The organism is Allorhizobium sp. DMC15 (assembly GCF_056314065.1).
On record NZ_JBQUZB010000003.1, the window covers coordinates 33,999 to 60,081 of the forward strand.

Sequence of the window (26,083 nt, forward strand, 5' to 3'; positions counted from 1 at the left end):
GCGATCACGCTTCCTTGGTTCTGCCTATTTGCCGGCGCAGGAACCGGGTCTAGAACATCCATGATCCATTGAAGGGTTCTCGCATGCCGCGTTTCAGCCGCTCTCTTTCCCTGGCCGTCGTCATGGCCATTGCCGCTACGCCACTCGTCGGCGCACCCGTCCTCGCGCAGGACAAGGTTGTGCCGCAGAGCCAGCTTGAGATGCAGATGTCCTTTGCGCCGCTGGTGAAGCAGACCCGTGGTGCCGTGGTGAATGTCTATGCGGAGCGTCTCGTCCAGACCCGCTCCAATCTCTTTGCCGGCGACCCCTTCTTCGAACAGTTCTTCGGCCAGCGCATGCCGAACCGCACGGAAAAACAGTCTTCGCTGGGCTCCGGCGTCATTGTCGAGGCGAACGGCACTGTGGTGACCAACAACCACGTGATCGATGGCGCTGATGACATCAAGGTCGCGCTCGCCGACGGTCGCGAATATCCGGTCAAGGTCGTTCTGAAGGATGACCGCCTTGATCTGGCGGTCCTGAAATTCGATGCACCTGAAACCATGCCGACCCTGCCGATCGGCAATTCCGATGTGACCGAAGTCGGCGATCTCGTGCTGGCCATCGGCAATCCCTTCGGTGTCGGCCAGACGGTCACCTCGGGCATCGTCTCGGCGCTTGCCCGCAACCAGGTGACGGAAGGCGATTTCGGCTTCTTCATCCAGACCGATGCCGCCATCAATCCCGGCAATTCCGGCGGCGCGCTTGTGAACACCAAAGGCGAGCTGATCGGCATCAACACCGCGATCTTCTCGCGCGGCGGCGGCTCCAACGGCGTCGGCTTCGCCATCCCGGCAAACCTCGTGCGTGTTTTCCTCGATGCCGCCGATCGCGGCGATGCAAGCTTCGAAAAGCCTTATGTCGGCGCAAGCTTCGAACCTGTTACCTCTGATGTTGCGGAGGCCCTGGGTCTGAAGACCGTGCGCGGCGCGCTCGTCGTGCGCATTGCCGAAGACGGCCCGGCGGCCAAGGCGGGCCTGAAGCCCGGCCAGGTGGTCACCGCCGTCAACGGCATTCCCGTCGAACATCCGGATGCCCTCGGCTATCGCCTGACCACCGCAGGCCTCGGCAAGACCGCCGAACTGACGGTGCAGGAGGATGGCCGCGAAGAGAAGATCGAACTGACGCTCGCCGCGGCCCCGGAAACCCGCCCGCGCGACATCCAGTTGATCGAGGGCCGCAGCCCCTTCGCCGGCATGCGTGCCGGAAACCTGTCGCCGCGTCTCGCCTATGAACTGAAGATGGCCTCCGAAGTCACCGGCGTCGTCGTCACGGAAGTCGTGCGCGGCTCGCCCGCCGCCCGGCTCGGCTTCCAGCCGCGCGACATTGTCGTTGCCGTCAATGGCGAGAACATCGCCTCCGTCGACGACCTGCAGAAAATCGCCGAAAGCGATCCCGGCTTCTGGCGGGTCGAGATCGAGCGCGATGGCCAGCGCATCCGGCAGATCTTCCGATGAGTGACCTCTTCGCGCCGCAGATGTCGAAGGAAATGGCCGAGCGGCGTCCGCTCGCCGATCGTCTGCGGCCGAAAAACCTGTCGGAAGTGACAGGGCAGGAACACCTGACGGGCGAAGACGGCGTGCTCGCCCGGATGATCGCCTCGGGCTCGCTCGGCTCGATGATCTTCTGGGGGCCGCCCGGCACCGGCAAGACCACCGTCGCCCGGCTTTTGTCGGGCGAGGCGGGGCTGGCCTTCGAGCAGATCTCGGCGATCTTTTCCGGCGTTGCCGATCTGAAGAAGGTCTTCGAAAGCGCGCGACTGCGGCGTATGGAAGGCCGCCAGACCCTGCTTTTCGTCGACGAGATCCATCGCTTCAACCGCGCCCAGCAGGACAGCTTCCTGCCCGTCATGGAAGACGGCACCGTCATCCTGGTTGGCGCGACGACCGAAAATCCGAGTTTCGAACTCAACGCCGCTCTTTTGTCGCGGGCGCGGGTGCTGACGTTCAAGCCGCATGACGAGGCGAGCATCGAAACGCTGTTGAAGCGTGCCGAAGAGATTGAAACCAAGCCGCTGCCGCTGGATGCCGATGCCCGTACAAGCCTGATCCGCATGGCCGATGGTGATGGCCGCGCATCCCTCACCTTGGCCGAAGAAGTCTGGCGCGCCGCCCGTCCCGGCGAAATTTTCGACACCGAAGGTCTGGGCCGGATCGTCCAGCGCCGCGCGCCTGTCTACGACAAGGGGCAGGACGGTCACTACAATCTGATCTCGGCGCTGCACAAGGCCGTGCGCGGTTCCGATCCCGATGCGGCCCTCTACTATCTCTGCCGCATGTTCGATGCCGGCGAGGACCCGCTCTATCTCGGCCGCCGGCTTGTGCGGATGGCGGTCGAGGATATCGGCCTTGCCGATCCGCAGGCGCTGGTCGTCTGCAATGCGGCCAAGGACGCGTATGACTATCTCGGCTCGCCGGAAGGCGAGCTGGCGCTCGCCGAGGCCTGCGTTTATCTCGCGACCGCGCCCAAGTCGAACGGCGTCTATGTCGCCTACAAGGCCGCCATGCGGGCCGCGAAGGAACACGGCTCGCTTTTGCCGCCCAAACACATCTTGAATGCACCCACCAAGCTGATGAAGGCGGAAGGCTACAACGAGGGTTATCTTTACGATCACGACCAGCCGGACGCCTTTTCCGGCCAGGATTATTTCCCGGAAAAGATGGGCCGCAAGACCTTCTACGATCCGCCGGAGCGTGGCTTCGAGCGCGAGATCAGGAAGCGCCTCGACTGGTGGGCGAAGCTCCGCCGCGAGCGGGGCGGCGGCTGATTTCTTGTCCATCGTCATTTTAGTTTAAGTTGGTTTTAAGTGCTCTCCTCTAGTCTGTCCCGCCAGTAAAGGAGCAGGGTATGACGCAGAGCGGTTCACTTTCACAATTGCAGTCCGAGGGCGGTGCCCCGCGCGGTTTCGGCCTGCCTGCGCTCGTGCGGCTCTTCGCCTTCGTCCTGATTACGCTCTCTGCGTTGTCCCTGCTGTTCATCGGCTATATCGCCTCCCACAAGGCGGACGAGATCGCCGTCGACAAGCAACTGGTGCTCTTGGAGAATGTTCTGCGGGACCGTCACGGCCTGCTGGCGCGCGACCAGCTCGGGCTTGCGCGCTGGGACCGTTCCGTCAAGTACATCACCTTGAAGTTCCGGTCGTCCTACGTGGTCGAAGAGTTTGTCTCGTCGCTGTGGTATGATTTCGGGCATGAACGCAGTTTCCTGGTCGGCCCGGGTGGGCGCCTGTTGATGTCAGCCTGGCAGGATGAGGTGGATCTGACGGCGCGCGATCTCAAGGCCGACGAAGATTTGAAGGCGATTGCCGATCTGGCGATTGCAAGGCACCGGGTTCACCGTATCACCATCGAAGGCGGCTACGGCCAGAAGCCGGTCCCGGCCTCCGAGATCCATCAGGTCGCGGCTTTCGGCTATGCGGAGATCGATGGCGAAGTGATGCTCACGACGGCCATGGCGATCGTGCCTGACGACGGCGAGGTAGCATTGCCGGAAGGCGATCCGGTCGTTCTCATTTCGGCTCGCCCGATCAGTGCGGAATTTGTCAAAGATCTCAATGGACAGCTGGAATATGCCGATCTGAAGTTCAATCGAAGCGGCGATGGCCTGCTCATGATCCAGAGCGTCAGCGGCCGATCCCTCGGCAGCTTCGACTGGGACCTCTACCGTCCGGGTGCCGAGATCTGGCCCGTGGTCGTCCCCGCCACCGTTTTGCTCTGCGGCCTGCTCTTTGTCGCAAGCTTCGTGCTCGGGCGCTATATCAGCCGCCTGTCGGTCCGGTTGGAGCAGAGCGAGCGACGCAACCGTGATCTCGCCCACCGCGACGCGCTTTCGGGGCTTGCGAACCGGCTGTTCTTCGAAAAGGCGTTGAACGAGGCGGCCGACCGGCTTGCCCAGGCGCCCTTCGCGGTCGTCGCATGCGACCTCGATCGCTTCAAGGCGGTGAATGACGGCCACGGCCATGCCGCCGGCGACGAGGTGATCCGCACGGTCGCCGAACGTCTGAGCGAAGCGGTGGGGGATACCGGCCTCGTCGGTCGCGTCGGCGGGGACGAATTCCTCATCCTGCTCTCTGCCGCGCGTGACCGGACGCGTCTTGCCGCTCTTGCCAAGCGCATCATCGCTTCCGTCTCAGATCCCATCAGCCTTTCGACGGGTGCCGTGGTGGATGTCGGCATCAGTCTCGGCATTGCGACCGCACCGGAAAACGGCGCTTCGGCGCGCACCATCATGGCCATGGCCGACCGCGCGCTGTATGCGTCGAAGGAAACCGGCCGCGGCCGGGTCTTCTTCGCCGAGGATCTGGAGGCGCCGGCCGTCGGTGCGGTCGTCGATGCGGCCTGATCTCCACCGCCGCCGCCTGCTGCTTCTGCTTGCCGCGTCAGGTCTTTCGACGCTGCCGCTGGCGGGCCGGACCCTGGCGCAGCAGTCGCAACCGGCTGGGCGGTCGGGGCAGGGGGGCGGCACGGGCCTGAAGGTCATCGTGGTCGGAGCCGGGATGGCTGGCTTGTCGGCAGCAGCCGCACTAATCGAGGCCGGTGCCGAGGTCGTCGTCATCGAGGCGCGCGACCGGATCGGCGGCCGCATCTTCACCGATCGCAGCCTGGGCGTGCCGGTCGAACACGGCGCCAACTTCATTCACGGGTTCAACGACAATCCCGTGGCGAAGCTCGCCACCGAAACCGGTGCTAGGCCCTTCTTCGTTGATCAGGAACAATGGCAGCTGTTCCAGCCCGGCGGCATGGAGCCGGAGGATTTCGAGACCGACGACATCTTCGACGACATGGACGCGATTGCCGACAAGGCGACCGAAGAGGCCGATGGCGACAAGGCGCTCTCGCTGCTCGACGTCATCGAGGTGATCGACCCGGCCCTTGTCAAGGAGCCGATCGGCAACTGGGCCCTGACCGACACCTATGAAGGTGAGCTCGCCGCACCGCTTTCGCAGATCTCCGCGCTGCATTTCGATGCCGGGGACCTCTATGACGGACCGGACGCCGTGCTGCGCGACGGCTACGACACCTTGCCGAAGGCGCTCGCCAAGGGCCTGGATATCAGGCTCGGCGAAGCCGTCCGCCGCATCAAGCACTCTTCGGACGGGGTCAGCGTGGAAACCGCAAAGGGCACGCTCACCGCCGATCACTGCATTGTCACCGTGCCGCTCGGCGTCCTGAAAGCCGGCGCCATCACCTTCGGTCCGCCGCTGCCGCAGCCGCATCAGAAGGCCATCGCCGCCATCGGTTTCGGTCGGCTCGCCAAGGTCTCGGTTGCCTTTGACGAGGCTTTCTGGCCCAAGGAGACGCATTTCCTCGGCTATGCCGGCGAAACCCGCGGGCGGTTTGCCGATATGCTGAACCTCGTGCCGATCCATGGCGTCCCGGTGCTGACCATGGTCGCCAGCGGCGACTATGTCGAGAAGGTCGAGGCCATGGACGAGGCTGCGCTGCGGAGCGATGTGGCGACCGTGCTGGCCGACATGTTCGGCGACAAGGCGCGTGCGCCCAAGGCGATCGTCCGCCATATCTGGTCGTCCGACCCCTTTGCGCTGGGCGCCTATTCCTTCCCGGCCGTCGGGGCGGAACCCGCCGATCACGATGTACTGGCCGGCCCGGCCGGTCCCCGGCTTCTGCTCGCCGGCGAACACACGAGTGCTGCCTATTTCGGCACCGTGCACGGTGCGCTCGAAAGCGGCGAACGCGCGGCGGCCGCGATCCTCGCCACGCACAAGAGCGCCAAGTAAGACCGTCGATCTCGGGGAGAAGGGCAGGGCAGCCGGACGCGCCGGCTCAGGAGGCCCGCTGTTTGGGCTGGACGGCAGGTGCTGCGATCATCTTCACCTTGGATTCGGCGAGCCCGTGATGGCCTTCCATGTCGACGATCAGGTGCCAGTGGCCGCTTTCGGGGATGACGATGTTGAGCGGCGATTTCTTCGCCACGCCGCCTAAAAATTTGAAATCGAGCGTTTCCTTGAAGCGCTGGAAATTCGTCGGCGTCATCAGCCGCACATTGTTGACGGCCGACAGCGTCACCTCGATGATCGTGCCGGCGCGCTGTTCTTTCAGGTCGTAATGGGTGAAGCGGAAGGTCGGTTTGGACATTTCGCTTGAGTCTCCGTCCAGTCTTTTAAGCTATCGTAAAATACCGCGCGCCCGTTAAGGAAGCGTTGGCCGCAAGCCCGGCTGGCCGGGGCGAGGGCGGACTTTTTTGGGACTTTGTCTTCACCAAAACGAAAGCAGGGCCGGCAACGCCGACCCCGCGTTCATGTCTCGAAAGGACGGCGACGCGTTGCTTAGCGATGCGTGCCGATATTGGCTTCCGCATGGGTCTCGCCGACCTGCATCGCCTTGAAGAAGGGCACGAGCTGCCACAGGGCCGACAGGCCGACGAGAGCGTAAACGATCGTCGCCAGTGCCGTATCCTGGCCGCCGAACAGGGTGGCGACGAGGTCGAAATCGGCGATGCCGACGAGCAGCCAGTTGAGTCCGCCGACGATGACGAGAAGCAGGGTAACGAGGTTGAGGGCGCGCATGGGATTCTCTCCGTTGGTGTAGAGTAGGGCTAACAGTTTCAAATGAGATTGGTTCCGGGTGGTGCTTGCGTCTTGCGCGGCGCCCATCTCCCCCCTGGCGGGGGAGATAGCGATTTCGATGAATTAGGCGAGCGCAAGCCGCCTAAACATCAGAAATCGCAAGTGAGGGGGTCCGTTCTCCGTGCTACCATCACCGATCCCCTCACCAACAAAATCTGAGGTTTAGCCCTGATCGCTCTCAAGCCCTCGATTTTGTAACCTCTCCCACAAGGGGGAGAGGGAAAGACCAATTGTCAAAAAACCCAAGCGTCGCCGCCGGTCGGGATCATCTCCCTCCGGATGGGGCAAGCTTGTCTCGGACGAGGCGCCAGAAGCAACCTGTCTAAGGAATTATGTGGCTCCTTCCGGCGCCCCGTTCGGCGTCTATTCCCACTGCATGCGTCCCTCTGGCAAGGCGGCGACGGGCGTCGTGACGATCCTTCGATCCGTCCGACGTTCGACCGGGCGTAGGGTCCGGCGCCCGCATCACCGTGAGATGACGCTTCAGCCTGGCCGGTGGCCCGGGAGGTTCCCGCCGGATGGTGCACCATTCCGACCGGGACCCTCGCCCGGGGGATGCGATCCTGGTCATTTTCGACCTCGGTCCTCATCCCCGCCGTTTGTTTCGCCCCGCCGTCTGGGATCTTCGCGACGGCACGGGCACCTTGTCTGTGTGCCTCTGAGGCACGTCCTTCCGATCGGGGTATCCAGTGAAGAGGCATCCGACCCCGTCACCTTCGTATCCAGCCCCACGTCCGGAGGGAGACCGTTGCAGCGGGCCGGGAATTCAGGTCTGCGACAACCCTCCACCCCGGCGCCGGCCCCGCCTCGCCTGACATCGCATCGTCAGGTGTATCCGAGGGCGGGACGGGGTTGAGTCTACGAGGGTGCCAATGTGCGGGGATGAAAAAACATGTCGGGGTTTGATTTTGTTGGGAAATGTTTCGAATTCATCCCCCTTTTTTTGCCGCTGACGCCGCGTTTTTGGCCTTTGCCCCTCACCCTGCCCTCTCCCCGCAAGCGGGGAGAGGGGGGCGCAAGCGTTGGCCGTCTCGGCCTTCTCCCCGCCTGCGGGGAGAAGGTGCCCGAAGGGAGAGTGAGGGGGGGAGGCAGCGGGCGCGGTCCTATCTCCCCCCTTGCGGGGGAGAAAGCGAAATCGAGGAATTGGCCCGATCAGGGCCAAACCTCAGATTTCGCAAGAGGGGGGCTCGGTGAGGGGAGCGCCAACGGAACTGCGCCCCTCTCCGGGAAAATCTGAAGTTTAGGCGGCTTACGCGCGCCTAAGCCTTCGATTTTCCGTCCTCCCGCGCATGGGGGGAGGTGGGTGCGGCCTGGATTTCTGCCCAGCCAATGTCGTGGCGATATCCAGTGCACCGGTGGGTTTGATTGCGAGGGCAAGACGTTCGCGGACCTATCTCCCCCCTTGCGGGGGAGAAAGCGAAATCGAGGAATTGGCCCGATCAGGGCCAAACCTCAGATTTCGCAAGAGGGGGGCTCGGTGAGGTGCGCGCCCACGGAACTGCGCCCCTCTCCGGGAAAATCTGAAGTTTAGGCGGCTTGCGCTCGCCTAAGCCTTCGATTCTCCGTCCTCCCCCGCATGGGGGGAGGTGGGCGGCTCACTTTGGGGTGCAGGTCATTCCATTGCGCTGAGCATTGGCGATGCAGTCGCTCTTGTTGACGTAGGCTTCGGTGGAAGCTCCGACAATCTTGTTGTTGCCTGCCGCCTTGCGCTGCCACCGCCACCCATCGCTTTTGTAGATCTCCCAAGTATCGCCATTCCGGTCCTTGCAGCTCTCCATATCGTCCTCCCTTCGAAAGCCTTCAATGCCTAGCGGAAGCCTCTTTTCTCCGCCACGAACCAGGTGCAATCTGTGGTGGTCTCGAGAGGGTCGAATGCCGCATAGAGAAGTGCCGCAGCGTCACCGTCGTTTTGCTCGCGCCATGCGGGCCGATGCTACCTGGGCGGAGAATCGGCTGTGGCAGGTGCTGCGCGCAAAACAGCTCGGCGGCTTCAAGTTCCGGCGACAGGTGCCGCTCGACGGTTACATCCTCGATTTCGTCTGCTTCGAGGCGCGGCTGATCATTGAGGTGGACGGGCATCAACATGCGGACAGCGAGCGTGATGCGCGACGAGACGCTTGGTTTCGCTCTCAAGGTTTTCGGGTGCTGAGGGTCTGGAATGGCGAGGTCGAGGACAATCTCGATGGCGTCTGCAGCTTTATTCTCGAGGAGTTGAGGAACTGCGGCGAGTGAGGTGGCCTATCTTCCCCCTTGTGGGGGAGAACAGGATGATGGCCGAGCGCGGCGTCCTATCTCCCCCCTTGCGGTGGAGAAAGCGAAATCGAGGAATTGGCCCGATCAGGGCCAGACCTCAGATTTCGCAAGAGGGGGCTCGGTGGGGTGGGTGCCAACGGAACTGTGCCCCTCTCCGGGAAAATCTGAAGTTTAGGCGGCTTACGCTCGCCTAAAACCTTCGATTTTCCTTCCTCCCCCGCAAGGGGGGGAGGTGGGTTGAGGTCAGGATTTCTGGCCAGCCAATGTCGTGGCGAGTTCCAGTGCACCGGTGGGGCTGATTGCGAGGGCAAGACGTTCGCGGCGTCCTGTCTCCCCCTTGCGGGGGAGAAAGCGAAATCGAGGAATTGGCCCGATCAGGGCCAAACCTCAGATTTCGCAAGAGAGGGGCTCGGTGAGGTGGGGTACCAGCGGAACTGTGCCCCTCTCCTGGAAAATCTGAAGTTTAGGCGGCTTACGCTCGCCTAAGCCTTCGATTTTCCGTCCTCCCCCGCATGGGGGGAGGTGAAATTGTCTCCACTGAACTCGTCGGCTTCGACGGATTTCGTGGACTTATCGTCCTCGATATCCTTGATCTCAAGGTTCCTTAAGACGTCGCCGTGATGCATGAACGAAGCGAACTCGTTGGGCAGCAGTTCTGCTACCGAGAGGTCAAATACTGCCTTGTAAACCAAGCCTCCAATATCAGCTGCGCGCCAGGCAAGATTTGCTAAATCTCGGTAGGTGTTCTGAAAAAGCGATTGGTTGATATGTGGCCCAACATGCAACTGATCTCCATCCAGATGTGCGGCGATCGATTGGAAAGAGGGATGGGTCCCGAACTCTGAGAAGAAGTCAAATCGGTCGTTAAAGTAGGTGAAGTGTTTCGGTGCTGCTGTGGTCTTTAACTGAGATCGTCCAAATGAGCGGTAGCGCTGCTTACCTTCTAGTCTCGCCCATTTGAGCAGGTCATCCGGATTTCCAGCAAAGTGGATAGTCAGCATCCCGATCTCAGCCATGTCCCGCCCGAATGCGGCTGATTGAACGAAATATCCCGCTTCGAGCAGTTTTATCGCAGCACCGATATCGTTGACGAGACGAAACCCGAGTTGGGAGAGAGCAAGAAACTGAACCTGTCCCTCGGGATCTGGCCTTACAAAATTCTGGCGGAGAAGTGCCGCATCCACCAAAACTCCTGTGGCTTCCAAAGCAGCAGTATATTGATAAAGCGAAGAGGCGAGCCTTCGATGGCCCGCCTCCACAGAACTCGTGTCAAAGATGCTCATTGAGCGTCTCGGTCCTCAGCTGCACCCACTCGTCGCGCCACACGTATCGCACTTCTCACACGTCCCATTCCGCACCATCGTAAAATTCTGGCATTCCGAGCACATGTTGCCCGTATAGCCTTGCGCGATGGAGCGCATGCGGCGCGACGCCTCGAGCTTCTTGGCTTCGGCCTTGGCGGCCGCGGCCTCGTCCGCGGCGGCGTCGGTGAAGACGCTTTCTTCGGCGATCTCCTCGGCCAGTTCCTGGGCGCGTTCCTCGTAGTCGCGCTTGAAGGACACGACTTCAGACGTTGCGACGGCGGTGGTCACTTCCAGCTTGCGGGCGGTGGCGCCGGCGGAGAAGGCGGTGACGGTCGAGGCCTTGGCGGGGGCGGCGGTGGCGGCTCCCTTGGGCTCGGCGCCGGCGGCAGCCGGCATGTGGCTGGAGACGAGCGTCGGCTTGTAACCGCGGGTCAGGCCCTTGGAGACGACGTCCGCCTTGCCTTCCTTGACGCCTCGGCCGAGTGCGGTCGCGGAGAAGTCGGAGGTGTCGACATGGGCGAGATCGCTGCGACCGAGATAGGAGATCGCAAGCTCGCGGAAGACGTAGTCGAGGATCGACGTCGCATTCTTGATCGCGTCGTTGCCGGTGACCATGCCGGCCGGCTCGAACTTGGTGAAGGTGAAGGCGTCGACATATTCCTCGAGCGGCACGCCATATTGCAGGCCGAGCGAGACGGAGATGGCGAAGTTGTTGATGAAGGCGCGCAGAGCCGAGCCTTCCTTGTTCATATCAAGGAAGATTTCGCCCAGACGGCCGTCGTCATATTCGCCGGTGCGCAGGAAGATGGTGTGACCGCCGATCTTGGCCTTCTGGGTATAACCCTTGCGGCGGGTCGGCAGCTTTTCCTGTTCGCGGACCACCCGTTCGACGATGCGCTCGACGATGCGTTCGGTGATGGTGACGGCCTGGGCAGCGGCGGGCTGCTGGAGCAGTTCCTCCACGCCGTCCTCGTTGTCCTCGTCCTCGATGAGGGAGGCATTGAGCGGCTGGGAGAGCTTCGAGCCGTCGCGATAGAGCGCGTTGGCCTTCAGCGCGAGCTTCCAGGACAGCATGTAGGCGGCGCCGCAGTCTTCGACGGTCGCCTCGTTCGGCATGTTGATCGTCTTGGAGATCGCGCCCGAGATGAACGGCTGGGCAGCCGCCATCATGCGGATGTGGGATTCAACCGAGAGATAACGCTTGCCGATCTTGCCGCAGGGATTGGCGCAATCGAAGACGGCGAGGTGTTCCTTCTTGAGGAAGGGGGCGCCTTCGAGCGTCATCGCACCGCAAACATGGATGTTGGCGGCTTCGATGTCCTTCTTTGAGAAGCCCATGTGCTCCAAGAGGTTGAAGCTCATGTCGGCGAGCTGCTCGTCGGAGACCTTGAGGGTTTCCTTGAGGAAGTCGGCGCCGAGCGTCCACTGGTTGAAGACGAACTTGATGTCGAAGGCAGCCTTCAGCGCGCCGTTGACGGCTTCGATCTTCTCGTCGGTGAAGCCCTTGGCCTTCAGCGTCGAGGGGTTGATTCCCGGCGCCTGGTTCAGGTTTCCATGGCCGACGGCATAGGCGTCGATCTCGGCGATCTGCGATTCAGAGTAGCCGAGGGTGCGCAGCGCTTCCGGAACGGCAGCGTTGATGATCTTGAAGTAGCCGCCACCGGCGAGCTTCTTGAACTTCACCAGCGCGAAGTCGGGCTCGATGCCGGTCGTGTCGCAGTCCATGACGAGACCGATCGTGCCGGTCGGTGCGATGACCGAGACCTGGGCATTGCGGTAGCCGTGCTTTTCGCCGAGCTCGAGTGCCTTGTCCCAGGCAGCCGTTGCATGTGCGAGAAGTGCGACATCTGTGCAGTCGGCATGGATCAGCGGAACCGGGTTGACCGACAGGCCCTCATATCCATCCGCCTGGCCATAGGCGGCGCGGCGGTGGTTGCGGATGACGCGCAGCATGTTGTCGCGGTTCGGTGCAAAGCCCGGGAAGGGGCCGAGTTCCGAAGCGATTTCGGCGGATGTCGCATAGGAGACGCCGGTCATGATCGCGGTCAGAGCACCGCAGATGGCGCGGCCTTCGGCGCTATCGTACGGGATGCCCGAGGACATCAAGAGGCCGCCGATGTTCGCATAGCCGAGGCCGAGCGTGCGGTATTCGTAGGAGAGTTCGGCGATCTGGCGCGACGGGAACTGCGCCATCATCACGGAGACTTCGAGAACGACGGTCCAGAGGCGGACGGCGTGTTCGTAGTCGGCGATGTTGATCTTCTTCGTCTGCGCATCCTTGAACTGCAGGAGGTTGAGCGAAGCCAGGTTGCAGGCCGTGTCGTCGAGGAACATGTATTCCGAGCACGGGTTCGACGCGCGGATCGGGCCGGCAGCCGGGCAGGTGTGCCAGTCGTTCATCGTCGTGTTGAAGTGCAGGCCCGGATCGGCCGATGCCCAGGCGGCATAGGAGATCTTCTCCCAGAGGTCGCGGGCCTTCAGCGTCTTCATGACCTTGCCGTCCTTGCGGGCGGTGAGGTTCCACTCGCCGTCGTTTTCGACAGCGCGCAGGAAGTCGTCCTTCAGCGAGACGGAGTTGTTCGAGTTTTGGCCCGACACGGTGAGATAGGCTTCCGAATCCCAGTCGGTGTCGTAGGTCTTGAACTCGAGATCCTTGTAGCCCTGCTGGGCGAACTGGATGACGCGCTTGATATAGTTTTCCGGAACCTGGTCCTTCTTCGCGGCGCGGATTTCGCGCTTCAGGGCCGGGTTTTCGTTCGGGTCGAAGCAGGCATTGTTGTCGGCCTCGCAGTTGACGCAGGCCTTCATGATCGCCTTCAGGTGCTTGGCGACGATCTTGGAACCGGTGACGAGGGCGGCAACCTTCTGCTCTTCCTTCACCTTCCAGTCGATATAGGCTTCGATATCGGGATGGTCGATGTCAACGACGACCATCTTGGCCGCGCGGCGCGTGGTGCCGCCGGACTTGATGGCGCCGGCTGCGCGGTCACCGATCTTCAGGAAGGACATGAGGCCGGAGGAGCGGCCGCCGCCGGACAGCTTTTCGCCTTCGCCGCGGAGATAAGAGAAGTTGGAGCCGGTGCCGGAGCCATACTTGAACAGACGCGCTTCGCGGACCCAGAGGTCCATGATGCCGCCTTCATTGACCAGGTCGTCTTCGACGGACTGGATGAAGCAGGCATGCGGCTGCGGGTGCTCATAGGCAGACTTGGACTTGACCAGCTTGCCGGTGAAGGGGTCGACATAGAAATGGCCCTGGCCGGGGCCGTCGATGCCATAGGCCCAGTGCAGGCCGGTGTTGAACCACTGCGGGGAATTCGGTGCGACGCGCTGGGTGGCGAGCATATAGGCGAGCTCGTCCTTGAAGGCGGCAGCGTCTTCTTCCGACGAGAAATACTTGCCCTTCCAGCCCCAATAGGTCCAGGTGCCGGCCAGGCGATCGAAAACCTGACGGGCATCGGTTTCCGAGCCGTAGCGCTCTTCCGCGGGCAGAGCAGCGAGTGCCTTTTCATCGGCAACCGAGCGCCAGAGGAAGGAGGGAACGTCGTTCTCCTCGACCTTCTTCAGGATCTTCGGCACGCCGGCCTTGCGGAAATATTTCTGGGCGAGAATGTCCGCCGCCACCTGGCTGAACTGAGCCGGGACGTCGATGTCGGCAAGACGAAATACGATTGAGCCGTCGGGGTTCTTGATCTCGCTGATGGCCTTGCGGAACTCGATCTCCGCGTAAGCGGACTGTCCCGGTTTGGTGAAGCGACGTTCAATGCGCATCTGCCTGTGTCCCTCGATCTTGGGCGCCGGAAATCGGCGCGAAAAATGGCGTCCGTCTGCACGCGTCAAACCGCGCAGCCGGTGATTTGTTCGTCTGTCAGGTGATTCATCCGAAGACTACGGCACCCTGTATCTTGTGGTGATGGTGGCTGCAAACGCTAAATATAGTATTAACAATTTATTGCCGCCAGACATAGACCCCCGCTTGGCGGTCAAAAATCGCACAGAAATCCTAGCGCGGGCGGCGTCGTCAGAACGCCGTTCCACCTCGAAGAAAGCCGCTACAATGTTTGATGAAACCCGGCCTCGTTAATGCCCGGTCCAGTCGCCGCCGCAACAGGATCCATTAACATCGACGTGACTGATTCCGTCAAGGGGTGGTCCGTGAAGGAAATGTTAACGCTATATGTTGTGGTGGGCTGTTGTGGATAACGGGCAAAAGGCCGAAGTCACGGGAATGTCTCGCCTTTCCGACATGGCCATCGCCGACGACGCAGGGCGTCTCGCGTGTCAAGCTTCCGTCACGAATATTTTTCTGTCCGGTGGTGGCACACTAGCCATAGTGTCCGGATGCGCCGTCCACAGGCAAAACGACCGGGAATCGGGGCCGTAAAAGCTGGGGATGACGGTGGCAATACCGGGAATGCATTACATCTGTCGCGGCCTGTGATCGGGCCGTGGGGGATGTCACAGTGCGATGCAGCAAATCCTCTTATTTCAGAGGGTAATCGCAACGAATTTGAAACTTGTGCTTCCTAATTTAGCGCATGATTTGTGTGGAATGAACTCCATGCCCGGCCGCGAAGGCCGCCTGCCAGGATGGCGGGTCGTGTGGAGTCTCGTTCATGTCGATCGCCAATCTATCCATTTTGAAGAAGGTGAGCCTCGTCGTCGTTCTGATGGGTGTGGCTGCCGCCGCCATCGCCGCCGTCGGTGCCCAGGGCCTGTCCTCGCTGGGAGCTGCACTGAAGGACACCGGTGCCCGCGAGGAGGTCGCCCGCGAGGCGATGGACCTTCGTGTCGACATCATCGCCATTTCCCGCATGACCTATCAGCTGGCGCTGGCCCCCGAAAAGGCGGCGGATTTCGCGGCCGAAACCGACAAGCGTTCCGCGGAGATGCTGGCGCGTCTGCCAAAGATCGCCTCGACCGCCAATGCGACTGAGAGCCAGCTGCTCGACAAGATCAAGGGCACGCTCGACGCCTATTTCACCCAGATCCGCGAAATGGTCGCGGTTGCCGGCTCCGATGCCGGCAAGGACCCGGCCGTGATGAAGGCCGAGCTCGCCAAGGCGCTCGACGCCCAGAAGGTGGTGACCTCGGCGGTGAAGGAGTATTCGACGCTTTCGGCCACCACGCTCACGGCCTCGCGTGACAACGCGCTGGCTGCCTCGAGCTTCACCATGCTGGTCCAGATCGTAACGGCAGCCGTCTGCATCATCGCCGGCGTCGCCGTGAGCTTCGTGCTTGCGCGCCGGGGCATCGTCAACCCGATCCGCAGCCTGACGGCCGTGATGTCCGACATGGCCGCCGGTCGCCGCCCCGACAGCATCCAGGGCACGGAGCGAAAGGACGAGATCGGCGAGATGGCCCGTGCGCTCGAAGTCTTCCGCATCAACGAAGAACACATGCGTGCCATGGAAGCCCAGGAGGCCGCGCTGACGGCGCAGAGCAAGGACCTGCAGTCCTCGATCAGCGTCATCGTTGCCGCCGCTGCCGCCGGCGATTTCTCGCAGCGCATCTCCAAGGCCTATGACGATGCCGACCTGCAGCGCTTCGCCGGATCGGTCAACGAACTGGTGGAGAATGTCGATCGCGGCATTACCGAAGTCCGTCGCGTGATTGCGGCCCTTGCCGATGCCGATCTCACCCATGAGATGCAGGGCCAGTTCCAGGGCGCCTTTGCCGAACTCCAGGGCAACGTCAATCAGACCATGGCCGTGCTGCGCCAGACGATGCAGAACATCCTGACGGCTGCCGGCACGATCACCGGGAACTCCGGCGAGCTTTCGTCAGCCGCCAACCAGCTCGCCCGCCGCACCGAACAGCAGGCCGCCTCGCTCGAAGAGACCGCAGCGGCGCTGGAGGAGATCACCACCACGGTCAAGACCTCGACCCAGCGTGCCAACGAAGCGTCGCACATGGTCCGCGAGACCAAGGAAAGCGCCGGCAAGTCGGGCGATATCGTCCGCAACGCCATCGACGCCATGGGCCGGATCGAGCAGTCGTCCAGCAAGATCAGCCAGATCATCTCCGTCATCGACGAGATCGCCTTCCAGACCAACCTGCTCGCGCTGAACGCTGGCGTTGAAGCTGCCCGAGCCGGTGAGGCCGGTCGTGGTTTCGCCGTCGTCGCCCAGGAAGTTCGCGAACTGGCCCAGCGTTCCGCCAATGCGGCGAAGGAAATCAAGACGCTCATCAACACCTCGGCCGAAGAGGTGAAGGGCGGCGTCTCGCTGGTCCTGTCGACCGGCGATGCACTGCGCGAGATCGAGGACCTGGTCAACCGCGTCAACGACCATGTCGTGACGATTGCCCGTGCGGCGGAAGAACAGTCGGCCGCACTCGGCGAGATCAACACGTCGGTCAACCACATGGACCAGATGACCCAGCAGAACGCAGCCATGGTGGAAGAAACAACGGCAGCGAGCCAGGTTCTGGCTGGCGAAGCCCGCCAGTTGCAGGCGCAGCTCGCCCGCTTCCAGCTGGAGGCAGGCCAAACCGGTTCCTCGAATTACCGCACGGCCGCCTGAGCTTCTCAGCTAATTCGATAAATACCGAAAAGAGAAGCGCCGCAGTGATGCGGCGCTTCTTTCGTTTGCGTGGCGAAAGGGGCAGTATGACGCGAGATCGGCCGTCGTTTGCCGGATGGCGAGCGTGAACCGCATCGTATGATTGAGGAGGCGAGCGATCATGAAACTCTTGTTGTTGGGAGCGACCGGTTTGGTCGGCCGCCATGTCCTGGAACTGGCACTCGCTGATCCGCGCGTGACCGCTGTGATCGCACCGAGCCGGCGACCGCTTCCCGAACGACCCCGGCTGGCGGCCCCGATGGTGGACTTCAGCGCGCTACCGCAGGATCCGTCGATCTGGGCTGTGGATGCCGTCATCTGCGCCCTCGGCACGACGTTGAAGCAGGCGGGATCGCGCGAACGGTTCCGGCAGGTTGACCACGACTATGTGCTGGATATCGCACGGCTGGCCAGGGCGAACGGCGCGCGCACCTTTGTTCTCAACTCGGCAAAAGGAGCAGATGTCAGCTCGGTCTTCTTCTACAGCAGGGTCAAGGGCGAAACGGAGCGCGATATCGCTGCCCTCGGTTATGAGAGCACCGTGCTGGTGCGCCCGGGTTTGATCGATGGGGCAAGGGAAGAACCGCGCCCGCTCGAATTGTGGGCGGGCAGGTTGCTTTCGCTGTTGAAACCGGTACTGCCGCGCTCTGCCCGGGCCAATCCACCGGAGGCGATTGCCCGGGCCATGCTGGAAGCCGCCTGTTCGGCCAAGCCCGGTCTGACCGTCGTGGCCTCTCAGGACTTGCTCTAAGCAGGCCTGTCCGCGCCACCGGTCGGTCGCGGCCTCAGTTGAAACGCCCGAGCGGCAACTGGCGGGTCATATCATGCACGGCCGGCGTGCTGATCCGCCGGTAGCGTGCCTCGACGAAATTGTAGATCCCGAAGGCGGCGAGGCCGAGCGCGACGATCGCGTAGATGATGCCGCCAAACGGTAGTTCGTGCACCCAGGCCAGCGCATCGGCCATGCCCCCCGCTTGCTGCGGATCGACGGTAAAGGCGGCGTAGAGGAAGAAGACGCCGATGATGGCGAAGACGGCACCCCGGGCAACGAGCCCATAGATGGACACCAGCACGGCCGGCGAATTCTTCTCCGCATCGAGGTCGAGATAGCGGCCGAACTTGCGCTTGATCCCCTTCATCGCCGTGATAACCCCACCGATGACGAAGCCGATGCCGATGATGCCGGCGAGATAGCGCCCGAACGGCTGGGCCATCACCCAGGCGGCGAGGCCTTCTTCGCCGGCAGAGCCGCCGCCCGACATCTGGAAGGCCATGCCGAGGCTTGTGAGCGCAAGACCGGCATAGGTGACCGCACTGCCAAAGAGCGCGGCGCGGATCGCATAACCCTTCATGTCGTCATCCTGCCCGTCGGCATTGGCGAGCGACTGGGCGAGACGCCAGGCAACGAAGCCGGCGAGACCGATCCCGATCAGGGCAATCCAGACCCGGCCGAAAGGCTGCTGCAGGATGGTTTCAAGCGCCGACGTCGTATCCGCCTTGCCGCCGGCAAAACTGGAGAAGAGCGCCAGCCCCGCCACCATCAGGAAAACAATGCCGCGCGCGCCATATCCGGCCCGGGCCAACAACTGGAATTTCGATCGCGTGTTCATGAAAGCCTCTCCTTGTCTGCGGAAGGAAACGGAGGAGGAGGGGCGGGGTTCCGTCTGATCGAGTGCAGAAGAACAGGGGAACCCTTGGCGGACGGGAGGGTTACCGTCGAAGGTAACCACAAGAGGACTGGGCATGGCGAAGGAACCGGATGAGGGCGGCGGCGTGCCGCAACAGCGGACGGACTATTCCGCGCAGTCAGACAGGGGCGCCAAGCCCGGCTTTGTCCTTTCCGCCTGGTCGCTCGTGCTCGGCGGCGTTTTCATCATCCTTGTTCTCGCCGGTCTTCTCTTCATTTGAGAGCCGTCTTCTGACCGCAGCTCACGTTCAACCAAATGGTTGACAATCCGTTCGTGCTGGCGCATGTTCAACCACATGGTTGAATTACGCGAACATCCCCTCGACACGATCTTTCACGCGCTGGGCGACCAGACCCGTCGTCGCATGCTGGCTGTCCTTTCCGAAGGGGAGCGCAGCGTCGGCGAACTGGCTGAACCCTTTGCCATGTCGCTGGCGGCGGCGTCCAAGCATGTGAAGGTATTGGAAAATGCCGGACTGATCCGGCGTGAGGTGAGGGGACGCACCCATCTCTGCCGGCTGGAGCCGGGGCCGCTGGCCGGCGCCCACCAGTGGCTGAGCGCCTACGAGCACTTCTGGACCGGCCGGCTGGATGTCCTCGAGCGGATCCTGCGCGCGCAGGACGCCGCACCTTCCCGAAACGACGACAAGGACGGAGAGTGACGATGACGGAAAGACTGGATGTGAATGCCTATGGCCGACTGGCCGAGCCGCACACGCTGGTGATCGAGCGCCTGTTGCCGGGTCCCGCCTCGCGGATCTGGGGCTATCTGACCGACAGCGATCTGCGCCGGCAATGGCTGGCTTCGGGCGCCATGGACCAGAAAGCGGGATCTGCCTTCGAATTGGTCTGGCGCAATGACGAGCTGACCGAGCCGCCCGGACTGCGGCCGGATGGGTTCGGCGAGGAAATGCGCATGAAGAGCCGCGTGCTCGAGGTGCAGAAGGACAAGCGGCTCGTCTTCACCTGGGGCGAGAGTGGCGAGGTCTGCTTCGAACTCCGGCCCGAAGGCGACGAGGTGCTGCTGACCGTCACCCACAGGCGCATCTCCGACCGCGCCAACCTGCTGATGGTCGGGGCCGGATGGCACATGCATCTCGACATCCTCGTCGCACGGATCGCCGGTGGACGGACGGCGCCGTTCTGGGACGGTTGGTTGAAGCTCAAGGGCGAGTACGACAAGCGGCTGCAGGGCTGAAGGCGGACCCTCTGATGCGCGAAGCCTCCCCGGCGACGGGGAGGCCTCGTTGTCTCCTCTGAAGAGCGCGGTCTTTACGGCTGGGCCGGAGGGGCTGGAGCTGTGGGCGGCGTCGGCTGAGCATCCTCGACGGCGCCTTCAGGACTGGTCGCCGGCACGTCGGTCTGCGACGGCGTGGTGGACGGCGGCGCGAGTGTGCCATTGCCCGGATCGACCGGTGGGGCCGGGGTTGGGGCGACGGCCGGATCTTCGGCCGGGGCAGTCGCATCGGGAGCGCCGGCTTCAGGAGACGGAGCCGCAGAGTCGGTTGCCGGTGTGGCAGCGTCCGCCGCCCCCGCCGTGCCCCCATCCGGTGCAGCACCCTGCAGGGCCGTGGCGGCCGGCGAGCCCTGAGGCATCTGGTCGGTAGCAACAGGCTCAGCCGGCGGGGTGGCGCCATCGGCGGAGACACGCCAGACCGTGTTGCCGGCATCGTCTGCCACGAGCAGCGCGCCCGTGCCGTCGAAGCCGAGGCCGACCGGTCGTCCGCGGGCCTCCTCCTCACCATTCAGGAAGCCGGTCAGGATGTCCTTGGGCGGTCCGGAAGGTTTGCCGTTCTCGAAGGGCACGAAGAGCACCTTGTACCCGTTGAAATGATCCCGGTTCCAACTGCCGCGATTGCCGACAAAGGCGCCGTTGGCATAAGGACCCGGCATGCCCATGCCGTAGGAGAAGGTGAGGCCCAGCGCCGCGACGTGGCTTGAGAGGGCATAGTCCGGCTTGATCGCCTGCGCGACCATGTCGGGGCGCGGCGGATGCAGGCGCGGGTCGACATGCTGGCCATAATAGCTCCAGGGCCAACCGTAGAAGGCGCGGTCCTTCACCGAGGTCATGTAGTCGGGCACGAGGTTCGGCCCGAGTTCGTCGCGCTCGTTGACGACGGTCCACAGCGCCCCGCTCTCCGGGTTGAACGTGAGCCCGTTCGGATTGCGCAGGCCGGACGCATAGACGCGCGAGGCGCCGCTTTCGCGGTCGATCTGCCAGATCGCGGCGCGCCCCTTTTCGGCTTCGAGGCCTCGTTCGCCGGCATTGGAGTTGGAGCCGACCGAGGCGTAGAGGAAACGGCCGTCGGGGCTGAGCGCCAGATCTTTCGTCCAGTGATGGTTGATCGGACCGCCCGGGAGGGGCGTCACGACACGTGGCGGCATGGTGATTTCGTTCTGGCCGAGCGTATAGTCATAGGCGAGCACGGCATCGGCGGCCGCGACATAGAGCGTGTCGTCGGCAAAGGCGAGGCCGAAGGGGGAGTTCAAGTCCTTGAGAAGGTCGTGGCGTTCGTCGACCGTCCCGTCGCGGTCGGTGTCACGCAACAGCGTGATCAGGTTGGTGGGCTTCGCCTCACCGCCGCCGCCCGACGCGATGCTCATGATGAAGCCGCGAATGACGTCCTTGGGCCGTTCGACCGGTTTGCCGGGCGGTGCCTTGCTCTGCACGACGAGCACGTCGCCGTTCGGCAGCGTATGCAACGTGCGGGGGTTCGAAAGATCGCGGGCATAGGCGGTCACGGTGAAGCCCTCCGCGACCGTTGGCGTTTCGTCTTCGCCCCAGCCGACGACGGGGGCGACCTTGAGGTCGGGCAGGAGGCTCTGGCTGGGGTCCGGCAGCACCGGGTCCGGTCCGATCTGGCTGGAGATGTCGAAGTTGTCCTCGCTGTCGCTGCAGCCGGCAAGGGCGATGGCCAGCAGGGCGGAGGAGGCGAGGGCCGCCGCGCGAAGGGGCTTGCGGGTCGAAAACGGGGTCATGGGATCCTCCAGGCATTGGCGGTGCGGGTGCCGGCATTCAGGTAGACGCTGGTGATCATTGCGAGCAGGGTGACTGCCGAGGCGATCAGCCCGGCCGGGACGATGGCCGTCCAGCCGTCACCGGCGTGAATGAAGCTGTTGAGGAGCGCCAGAAGCAGGACGCCCACAAAGGCGAGCACCGCAGCAAGCGAGGGACGCAGCGCCCGGGTGGCGGGGCGGACAAGGTCGATCAACCCGGCAATCAAGGCGAGCGCCCCCATGACCAGGCCGAAGAACAGCAGCCAGTCGGAGAAGTTGCTCCACATCAGATGGGAGGTTCGCCAGTAGAGGATGTCGGTGACGAGCGTCAGGGTGAAGCAGACGAACGGGAAGGGGACGAAGAGTGCCGAGAACGGATAGGCATTCGACGGAGCGGGCGGGGATTGCAAAGCAGCCATTGGGGATCTCAGCCTGTCTGGAGGTGGGACATGCTTGGGATACGGCTGGCGGTGGTGTTTTGTTCCCCGGCAAAAGAAGCGCCTGCGGGTTCCTGCTCGATTGCGGCGGACCGAAACCGCATGCGTCCGAAACGAAAAAGGCCGCCCAGAAGGCGGCCTTCAAATATTCTGGTGTCGACCGTGCGTCGCTCAGCCCTTGGAACCCTTGGCGATCGGCTCCTGGTAGGTGAAGCCCATGTCCCACGGGAAGTAGATCCAGGTGTCCTGGGACACTTCGGTGACGAAGGTATCGATGGTGGGGACGCCCTTCGGCTTGGCGTAGACGCAGGCGAAATGGGCCTTGGGCATCATTTCGCGCACTTCGAGCGCGGTCTTGCCGGTGTCGGTCAGGTCGTCGACGACGAGGACGCCTTCGCCGCCATTGGTCAGGAGGTCCGCGGTCACGCCCTTCAAGACGTTCATGTCGCCCTGGTTCACGTAGTCGTGGTAGGAGGCGATGCAGACCGTTTCGATCAAGCGGATGTTGAGTTCGCGGGAGATGATGGCCGCCGGCACGAGCCCGCCACGGGTGATGCAGACGATCGCACGGAACTCCTGGTTCATGCCGGCGAGACGCCAGGCGAGCGCCCGGGCGTCGCGGTGGAACTGATCCCAGGAGACGGGAAAGGCTTTATCGGGAAGAGACATGCGGAGGGCTCCGGTGGCTTTGGTGTTTCGATCCGCGCCGCTTCGGCGCTTGTGACCGGGATCCGCGTCGCCGGCTTGCCTCAAGGCCTGCCCTAAACGCGTTTCGCGCGGCTGAACCGCGCGAAACCTGGTCTTTACAGACCCCAGTCTTTGACCTTGCTCATAGCGGGAATCCCGAGCCTCTGGCAAGGGCTTGGAACCCGGGCCGCAAGCAATGCCTTATCGCGAGAGCAGCGTCAGTGCCGTCATCGAGTCGAGCAGGGTGCGGGTGACGCCGCCAAACAACATTTCCCACCACCGCTTGTTGCCGTAGGCACCCATGACCAGAAGGTCGATGGAACTGTCGGACAGGCGGTTTTCGATGGCGATGGCAGGATCAAGGCCGCTCTTCTGCTGGCTGGTGACGGAGACCTTGATGCCGTGGCGAGACAGCGTGGCAGCGATCTCGACTCCGGCCATGTCGGCCGACTGCGCGGCAGTGTCCGTGGCATCGACGGTAAAGATCTCGACCTCTTCGGCGGCCTTCAGGAACGGCATGGCATCGAAAGTGGCGCGTGCTGCCTCGCGGGATCCGTTCCAGGCAATCAGGACCCGGCGGATCGGTTTCGGCGCGGTGAGGATATGCGGGATGAGCAGCACCGGGCGTCCGCTTTCAAAGAGGAAACTTTCCAGTTCGGAGCGGCTTTCGGAGAGCATACCCGTCTCGCCCTGCGCCGCGACAACCAGATCGGCGCAGCGTGCGCTGTCGATCAGCGCCGCAGAATTGAAGCCCGAGGACGTAACGAAGCTGCGCCATTCATGGGAGATTCCCTCGCGCCGCGCCGCATCGAGGAACAGTGTCTCGACGGCTTCCGTTTCCCGATGCGCCATGTCCTGCAGCGCCTGCACCGTCACCGGATCCGGGATTTCCATCGGCGCCACCAGCGGCACCATGGCGACCGCTTCAGCGTGAGCGCCGATCACGTGACCCTGAAACTGATTGGCCAGCGCCACCGCGAAATCGGTGACCTGGCGGGTGTTTTTCGGTGTGTCCAATACGGCAAGAACTGTCCGGTAACCCATGATCGTCTCCTCTTGCGGCCCTTAAATCGCGTCCGCGCGAGGTAAACTATGGGTTCCATCGCGCGGTTCCGCCTTGACCTCAGTCAAGCCGCGCCCGGCAAGCAGCGAGGGGTCAGGCAACCTCGCCTGTACCAAGGTCGCGCGTCGCCGCTGCGTCTTTTTCTGCCCGGATCGCCTCGATCATTGCCTCGACATCCGCAGCGGCGGCATCCAGCAGGCCCTGGACGCGGGCGCGCACGATCAGTTCGGTGGAAAAACGGATGCCGTCAAAATGCGGATAGGAGCCGATGGAGGTTTGCGGATGCGCCTTCTGGATGACGCCGAGGGCGGTTCCGATATCCCCTTCGCCGAAGGGGCAGGCGATGGACCGCGACAGGACGCGCTGTCCAGCAGGGAGCGATGCCACGACATGGGCGAGCATCGCCTGGAACACCTGCGGCACTCCGGCCATCACATGCACATTGCCGATGATGAAGCCGGGCGCGGTCGAGACCGGGTTGGGGATGTGACGGCTTCCCTCGGGCATGCGCGCCATGCGCTGACGCGCTTCGGTGAATTCCAGCCCCCGCCCGGCATACATGTCGGCAAGCAGCTTCATCGCCGCCGGATCATGCAGGCAGGCGACGCCGAAGGCTTTCGAGACGGCATCCGCCGTGATGTCGTCATGGGTCGGGCCAATGCCGCCGGAGGTGAAGACATAGGTGTATTTTGTCCGGAGCGCGTTCAGGGCTTCGACGATCGCATCTTCCTCGTCGGCAACGATGCGCACTTCCTTGAGATCGATGCCGGCCACTGTCAGCAGATCGGCGAGATGGCCGATGTTCTTGTCCTTTGTCCGTCCGGACAGAAGTTCGTCGCCGATGGCGAGCATGGCGGCGGTCTTGATCGTGGAAGTCATGAATGCATCCTATGGAATGGGCAGGCAGGGTACCGGGAGGTTACCGTTTTGTGTCTGCGAAGAGAAGTAAAGGGCATCTTTGATTGAACAGTGCGTTCGTGCGCGTGTGACTGGTCGAATGAAGGGAATGCGCTAAATGTGGCACATCCATCACGCGGCGGGGCCGCACGTCCAAAGGGAGATACGACATGGCGAAGGTACTGGTTCTCTATTATTCGGCTTACGGTCACATCGAGACGATGGCCTATGCCGTTGCGGAAGGCGCAAAGTCGGCTGGCGCCGAGGTCACCGTCAAGCGCGTTCCGGAACTGGTTCCGGAAGATGTCGCCAAGGCATCCTATTACAAGGTCGACCAGAAGGCCGAAATCGCAAGCCCGAACGAACTCGATCAGTATGACGCCATCATCGTCGGCGCCGGCACGCGTTACGGCACCGTTGCCTCGCAGATGCGCAATTTCTGGGATCAGACCGGCGGCCTCTGGGCCCAGGGCAAGCTGACCGGCAAGCTCGGCTCGATGTTCACCTCGACCGCGACCCAGCACGGCGGCCAGGAATCGACCATCCTCGGCTTCATCCCGACCTTCCTGCACCACGGCATGGTCTATGCCGGCCTGCCTTATGCTTTCCAGGGCCAGATGGGTGTCGAGCAGGTCAAGGGCGGCTCGCCTTACGGCGCCTCGACCATCACCGACGGCGACGGCTCGCGCCAGCCGTCCGAAATCGAACTGGAAGCCGCCCGTTACCAGGGCGCCCATGTGGCAAAGCTCGCTGCCAAGCTGGCCTGATCTCCGGCCAACGGATGTCACGAGAGGGCGGAGCTTCGGCTTCGCCCTTTTTGCTGCGACCGTTAAAATCCGATCCTTCGATTTCAGCGCTCGTTCAGTCCACCATGCGATTCTGCGGTCATTGAGCATTCAAGAGACTGAGGATGAGATCATGCAACAGACGGAGCGGCGGCGCCAACCCCGGTTGCGGGCATTGAAGGCTGGCCGCGCGGTCGTGGCCGGCGGTTACTCCACATTCGACTGCATGGTGCGCAACCTCTCGCCCATCGGTGCGAAGGTGGTCTTTGAGAACACGGCCGACATTCCGGCCCGGTTCCGCCTGCGTTTCCAGGACGGTACGGCGCATGATTGCGCTGTCAAATGGCGTTCGCCCCGGGAACTGGGTGTGGAATTCGTGGAAGGTGAGAAGGGCTGATCCAGGACCTCTGTCCGGTCTGTCGGATCAGCGGCGGCGTTTCGCGTCCCTGTCCATGGAAAAATGCCCGCCGAGCGACATCGTGATCAGCACGACGATGGCGACAGACTGGATGAGGATCCGATGGTCTCCCAGCGCGTGGGCCGCCGACTGATAAAGATCCCCCAGCCAATGGCTGGCAGCCCCCACGGTTTCATGGCCCAGCAGGTAGTCTGCGGATGCCCGGATGCTGAGAATCAGGAACAATCCTGCGTCACCGATATAGGCAACCGATCGCGCCATCGTCATTTGGCTCAAGTCCTCTAAAATATGATGGGTATATATTCATATATGCGGGTAATTGACACCCGCATTTGCGGATGGAGCCAAAAATGGTCTCATGGCCGAT

24 protein-coding genes are annotated in these 26,083 nt (G+C 62.8%); 12 read left to right on the forward strand and 12 right to left on the reverse strand.

Annotated features, from left to right (window positions below; translation table 11 throughout):
• Positions 1-83 precede the first annotated feature (83 nt).
• From ACT53S_RS14415 to ACT53S_RS14430, 4 genes are all read left to right on the forward strand, one after another.
• Positions 84-1,496 (forward strand): DegQ family serine endoprotease, encoded by a 1,413-nt coding sequence (locus ACT53S_RS14415; protein WP_174238488.1) that lies wholly within the window; start codon positions 84-86, stop codon positions 1,494-1,496.
• On the forward strand, positions 1,493-2,806 hold the full coding sequence (locus ACT53S_RS14420) for a replication-associated recombination protein A (RefSeq protein ID WP_476067512.1): 1,314 nt from the start codon (positions 1,493-1,495) through the stop codon (positions 2,804-2,806). The genes ACT53S_RS14415 and ACT53S_RS14420 overlap by 4 nt, the downstream gene beginning before the upstream one ends.
• Before the next feature lie 80 nt (positions 2,807-2,886).
• On the forward strand, positions 2,887-4,380 hold the full coding sequence (locus ACT53S_RS14425) for a diguanylate cyclase domain-containing protein (RefSeq protein WP_476067513.1): 1,494 nt from the start codon (positions 2,887-2,889) through the stop codon (positions 4,378-4,380).
• On the forward strand, positions 4,370-5,776 hold the full coding sequence (locus ACT53S_RS14430; protein ID WP_476067514.1) for a flavin monoamine oxidase family protein: 1,407 nt from the start codon (positions 4,370-4,372) through the stop codon (positions 5,774-5,776). Before ACT53S_RS14425 ends, ACT53S_RS14430 begins: the two co-directional genes overlap by 11 nt.
• Positions 5,777-5,822: 46 nt before the next feature.
• On the opposite strand, the gene ACT53S_RS14435 is transcribed toward ACT53S_RS14430, so the two are convergent.
• From ACT53S_RS14435 to ACT53S_RS14445, 3 genes are all read right to left on the reverse strand, one after another.
• Positions 5,823-6,134 carry a DUF1883 domain-containing protein gene (locus ACT53S_RS14435; RefSeq protein ID WP_110793227.1) on the reverse strand — a complete coding sequence of 104 codons (312 nt, stop codon included), beginning with the start codon at positions 6,132-6,134 and terminating at the stop codon, positions 5,823-5,825.
• A gap of 191 nt (positions 6,135-6,325) precedes the next feature.
• The gene (locus ACT53S_RS14440; RefSeq protein ID WP_476067515.1) at positions 6,326-6,565 is read right to left on the reverse strand and encodes a DUF378 domain-containing protein; all 240 of its coding nucleotides are present in this window, start codon (positions 6,563-6,565) and stop codon (positions 6,326-6,328) included.
• Between the two features lie 1,655 nt (positions 6,566-8,220).
• Entirely contained in the window at positions 8,221-8,403 is a 183-nt protein-coding gene (locus ACT53S_RS14445) for a YegP family protein (RefSeq protein ID WP_476067516.1), read from the reverse strand.
• A gap of 94 nt (positions 8,404-8,497) precedes the next feature.
• Between ACT53S_RS14445 and ACT53S_RS14450 the strand changes: the two genes are divergently transcribed.
• The gene (locus tag ACT53S_RS14450) at positions 8,498-8,857 is read left to right on the forward strand and encodes an endonuclease domain-containing protein (protein WP_476067517.1); all 360 of its coding nucleotides are present in this window, start codon (positions 8,498-8,500) and stop codon (positions 8,855-8,857) included.
• A 503-nt stretch (positions 8,858-9,360) separates the two neighbouring features.
• Here the strand turns inward: ACT53S_RS14450 and ACT53S_RS14455 are convergent.
• Together ACT53S_RS14455 and ACT53S_RS14460 are read right to left on the reverse strand one after the other, a co-directional pair.
• Entirely contained in the window at positions 9,361-10,161 is an 801-nt protein-coding gene (locus tag ACT53S_RS14455) for a hypothetical protein (protein ID WP_476067518.1), read from the reverse strand.
• A gap of 15 nt (positions 10,162-10,176) precedes the next feature.
• Positions 10,177-13,953 (reverse strand): vitamin B12-dependent ribonucleotide reductase, encoded by a 3,777-nt coding sequence (locus ACT53S_RS14460; RefSeq protein WP_476067519.1) that lies wholly within the window; start codon positions 13,951-13,953, stop codon positions 10,177-10,179.
• 845 nt (positions 13,954-14,798) lie between these two features.
• Between ACT53S_RS14460 and ACT53S_RS14465 the strand changes: the two genes are divergently transcribed.
• Both ACT53S_RS14465 and ACT53S_RS14470 read left to right on the forward strand, forming a co-directional pair.
• Positions 14,799-16,706 (forward strand): methyl-accepting chemotaxis protein, encoded by a 1,908-nt coding sequence (locus ACT53S_RS14465; RefSeq protein WP_476067520.1) that lies wholly within the window; start codon positions 14,799-14,801, stop codon positions 16,704-16,706.
• A gap of 160 nt (positions 16,707-16,866) precedes the next feature.
• Positions 16,867-17,496 (forward strand): NAD(P)H-binding protein, encoded by a 630-nt coding sequence (locus ACT53S_RS14470; RefSeq protein WP_476067521.1) that lies wholly within the window; start codon positions 16,867-16,869, stop codon positions 17,494-17,496.
• Positions 17,497-17,530: 34 nt separating this feature from the next.
• Here the strand turns inward: ACT53S_RS14470 and ACT53S_RS14475 are convergent, their stop codons facing one another.
• Positions 17,531-18,355 (reverse strand): DUF1206 domain-containing protein, encoded by an 825-nt coding sequence (locus ACT53S_RS14475; RefSeq protein WP_476067522.1) that lies wholly within the window; start codon positions 18,353-18,355, stop codon positions 17,531-17,533.
• Between the two features lie 133 nt (positions 18,356-18,488).
• Between ACT53S_RS14475 and ACT53S_RS14480 the strand changes: the two genes are divergently transcribed.
• From ACT53S_RS14480 to ACT53S_RS14490, 3 genes are all read left to right on the forward strand, one after another.
• Positions 18,489-18,653 (forward strand): hypothetical protein, encoded by a 165-nt coding sequence (locus ACT53S_RS14480; RefSeq protein ID WP_476067523.1) that lies wholly within the window; start codon positions 18,489-18,491, stop codon positions 18,651-18,653.
• Positions 18,654-18,728: 75 nt separating this feature from the next.
• Positions 18,729-19,094 carry a metalloregulator ArsR/SmtB family transcription factor gene (locus ACT53S_RS14485; RefSeq protein ID WP_113377637.1) on the forward strand — a complete coding sequence of 122 codons (366 nt, stop codon included), beginning with the start codon at positions 18,729-18,731 and terminating at the stop codon, positions 19,092-19,094.
• A gap of 2 nt (positions 19,095-19,096) precedes the next feature.
• Positions 19,097-19,630, forward strand: a complete 534-nt coding sequence (locus tag ACT53S_RS14490; RefSeq protein ID WP_476067524.1) for an SRPBCC family protein — start codon at positions 19,097-19,099, stop codon at positions 19,628-19,630.
• A 74-nt stretch (positions 19,631-19,704) separates the two neighbouring features.
• On the opposite strand, the gene ACT53S_RS14495 is transcribed toward ACT53S_RS14490, so the two are convergent.
• The 5 genes from ACT53S_RS14495 to ACT53S_RS14515 form a co-directional block, all read right to left on the reverse strand.
• Positions 19,705-21,411, reverse strand: coding sequence for a PQQ-dependent sugar dehydrogenase (locus ACT53S_RS14495; protein WP_476067525.1), 1,707 nt, complete (start codon positions 21,409-21,411; stop codon positions 19,705-19,707).
• A complete protein-coding gene (locus tag ACT53S_RS14500) occupies positions 21,408-21,848 on the reverse strand; it encodes a DUF2231 domain-containing protein (RefSeq protein ID WP_113377322.1) in 441 nt (146 codons plus the stop codon). The genes ACT53S_RS14495 and ACT53S_RS14500 overlap by 4 nt, the downstream gene beginning before the upstream one ends.
• 189 nt (positions 21,849-22,037) lie before the next feature.
• The gene (gene gpt, locus ACT53S_RS14505; RefSeq protein ID WP_110793217.1) at positions 22,038-22,535 is read right to left on the reverse strand and encodes a xanthine phosphoribosyltransferase; all 498 of its coding nucleotides are present in this window, start codon (positions 22,533-22,535) and stop codon (positions 22,038-22,040) included.
• 219 nt (positions 22,536-22,754) lie between these two features.
• Positions 22,755-23,597, reverse strand: coding sequence for a universal stress protein (locus ACT53S_RS14510; RefSeq protein WP_142069366.1), 843 nt, complete (start codon positions 23,595-23,597; stop codon positions 22,755-22,757).
• A 112-nt stretch (positions 23,598-23,709) separates the two neighbouring features.
• The gene (locus ACT53S_RS14515) at positions 23,710-24,495 is read right to left on the reverse strand and encodes a competence/damage-inducible protein A (protein WP_476067526.1); all 786 of its coding nucleotides are present in this window, start codon (positions 24,493-24,495) and stop codon (positions 23,710-23,712) included.
• Positions 24,496-24,683: 188 nt separating this feature from the next.
• On the opposite strand from ACT53S_RS14515, the gene wrbA reads away from it, so the two are divergent.
• On the forward strand, positions 24,684-25,280 hold the full coding sequence (gene wrbA / locus ACT53S_RS14520; protein WP_142069362.1) for an NAD(P)H:quinone oxidoreductase type IV: 597 nt from the start codon (positions 24,684-24,686) through the stop codon (positions 25,278-25,280).
• 151 nt (positions 25,281-25,431) lie between these two features.
• Positions 25,432-25,695, forward strand: coding sequence for a PilZ domain-containing protein (locus ACT53S_RS14525; protein ID WP_113377326.1), 264 nt, complete (start codon positions 25,432-25,434; stop codon positions 25,693-25,695).
• A gap of 27 nt (positions 25,696-25,722) precedes the next feature.
• Here the strand turns inward: ACT53S_RS14525 and ACT53S_RS14530 are convergent, their stop codons facing one another.
• The gene (locus ACT53S_RS14530; RefSeq protein WP_476067527.1) at positions 25,723-25,983 is read right to left on the reverse strand and encodes a hypothetical protein; all 261 of its coding nucleotides are present in this window, start codon (positions 25,981-25,983) and stop codon (positions 25,723-25,725) included.
• Positions 25,984-26,083 lie beyond the last annotated feature (100 nt).

Excerpts from the sequence above, each read along its gene's own strand:
- ACT53S_RS14415 (WP_174238488.1), top strand. The coding sequence starts at position 84 with ATGCCGCGTTTCAGCCGCTCTCTTTCCCTGGCCGTCGTCATGGCCATT.
- ACT53S_RS14420 (WP_476067512.1), top strand. The coding sequence starts at position 1,493 with ATGAGTGACCTCTTCGCGCCGCAGATGTCGAAGGAAATGGCCGAGCGG.
- ACT53S_RS14425 (WP_476067513.1), top strand. The coding sequence starts at position 2,887 with ATGACGCAGAGCGGTTCACTTTCACAATTGCAGTCCGAGGGCGGTGCC.
- ACT53S_RS14430 (WP_476067514.1), top strand. The coding sequence starts at position 4,370 with ATGCGGCCTGATCTCCACCGCCGCCGCCTGCTGCTTCTGCTTGCCGCG.
- ACT53S_RS14435 (WP_110793227.1), bottom strand. The coding sequence starts at position 6,134 with ATGTCCAAACCGACCTTCCGCTTCACCCATTACGACCTGAAAGAACAG.
- ACT53S_RS14440 (WP_476067515.1), bottom strand. The coding sequence starts at position 6,565 with ATGCGCGCCCTCAACCTCGTTACCCTGCTTCTCGTCATCGTCGGCGGA.
- ACT53S_RS14445 (WP_476067516.1), bottom strand. The coding sequence starts at position 8,403 with ATGGAGAGCTGCAAGGACCGGAATGGCGATACTTGGGAGATCTACAAA.
- ACT53S_RS14450 (WP_476067517.1), top strand. The coding sequence starts at position 8,498 with ATGCCGCATAGAGAAGTGCCGCAGCGTCACCGTCGTTTTGCTCGCGCC.
- ACT53S_RS14455 (WP_476067518.1), bottom strand. The coding sequence starts at position 10,161 with ATGAGCATCTTTGACACGAGTTCTGTGGAGGCGGGCCATCGAAGGCTC.
- ACT53S_RS14460 (WP_476067519.1), bottom strand. The coding sequence starts at position 13,953 with ATGCGCATTGAACGTCGCTTCACCAAACCGGGACAGTCCGCTTACGCG.
- ACT53S_RS14465 (WP_476067520.1), top strand. The coding sequence starts at position 14,799 with ATGTCGATCGCCAATCTATCCATTTTGAAGAAGGTGAGCCTCGTCGTC.
- ACT53S_RS14470 (WP_476067521.1), top strand. The coding sequence starts at position 16,867 with ATGAAACTCTTGTTGTTGGGAGCGACCGGTTTGGTCGGCCGCCATGTC.
- ACT53S_RS14475 (WP_476067522.1), bottom strand. The coding sequence starts at position 18,355 with ATGAACACGCGATCGAAATTCCAGTTGTTGGCCCGGGCCGGATATGGC.
- ACT53S_RS14480 (WP_476067523.1), top strand. The coding sequence starts at position 18,489 with ATGGCGAAGGAACCGGATGAGGGCGGCGGCGTGCCGCAACAGCGGACG.
- ACT53S_RS14485 (WP_113377637.1), top strand. The coding sequence starts at position 18,729 with ATGGTTGAATTACGCGAACATCCCCTCGACACGATCTTTCACGCGCTG.
- ACT53S_RS14490 (WP_476067524.1), top strand. The coding sequence starts at position 19,097 with ATGACGGAAAGACTGGATGTGAATGCCTATGGCCGACTGGCCGAGCCG.
- ACT53S_RS14495 (WP_476067525.1), bottom strand. The coding sequence starts at position 21,411 with ATGACCCCGTTTTCGACCCGCAAGCCCCTTCGCGCGGCGGCCCTCGCC.
- ACT53S_RS14500 (WP_113377322.1), bottom strand. The coding sequence starts at position 21,848 with ATGGCTGCTTTGCAATCCCCGCCCGCTCCGTCGAATGCCTATCCGTTC.
- gpt (WP_110793217.1), bottom strand. The coding sequence starts at position 22,535 with ATGTCTCTTCCCGATAAAGCCTTTCCCGTCTCCTGGGATCAGTTCCAC.
- ACT53S_RS14510 (WP_142069366.1), bottom strand. The coding sequence starts at position 23,597 with ATGGGTTACCGGACAGTTCTTGCCGTATTGGACACACCGAAAAACACC.
- ACT53S_RS14515 (WP_476067526.1), bottom strand. The coding sequence starts at position 24,495 with ATGACTTCCACGATCAAGACCGCCGCCATGCTCGCCATCGGCGACGAA.
- wrbA (WP_142069362.1), top strand. The coding sequence starts at position 24,684 with ATGGCGAAGGTACTGGTTCTCTATTATTCGGCTTACGGTCACATCGAG.
- ACT53S_RS14525 (WP_113377326.1), top strand. The coding sequence starts at position 25,432 with ATGCAACAGACGGAGCGGCGGCGCCAACCCCGGTTGCGGGCATTGAAG.
- ACT53S_RS14530 (WP_476067527.1), bottom strand. The coding sequence starts at position 25,983 with ATGACGATGGCGCGATCGGTTGCCTATATCGGTGACGCAGGATTGTTC.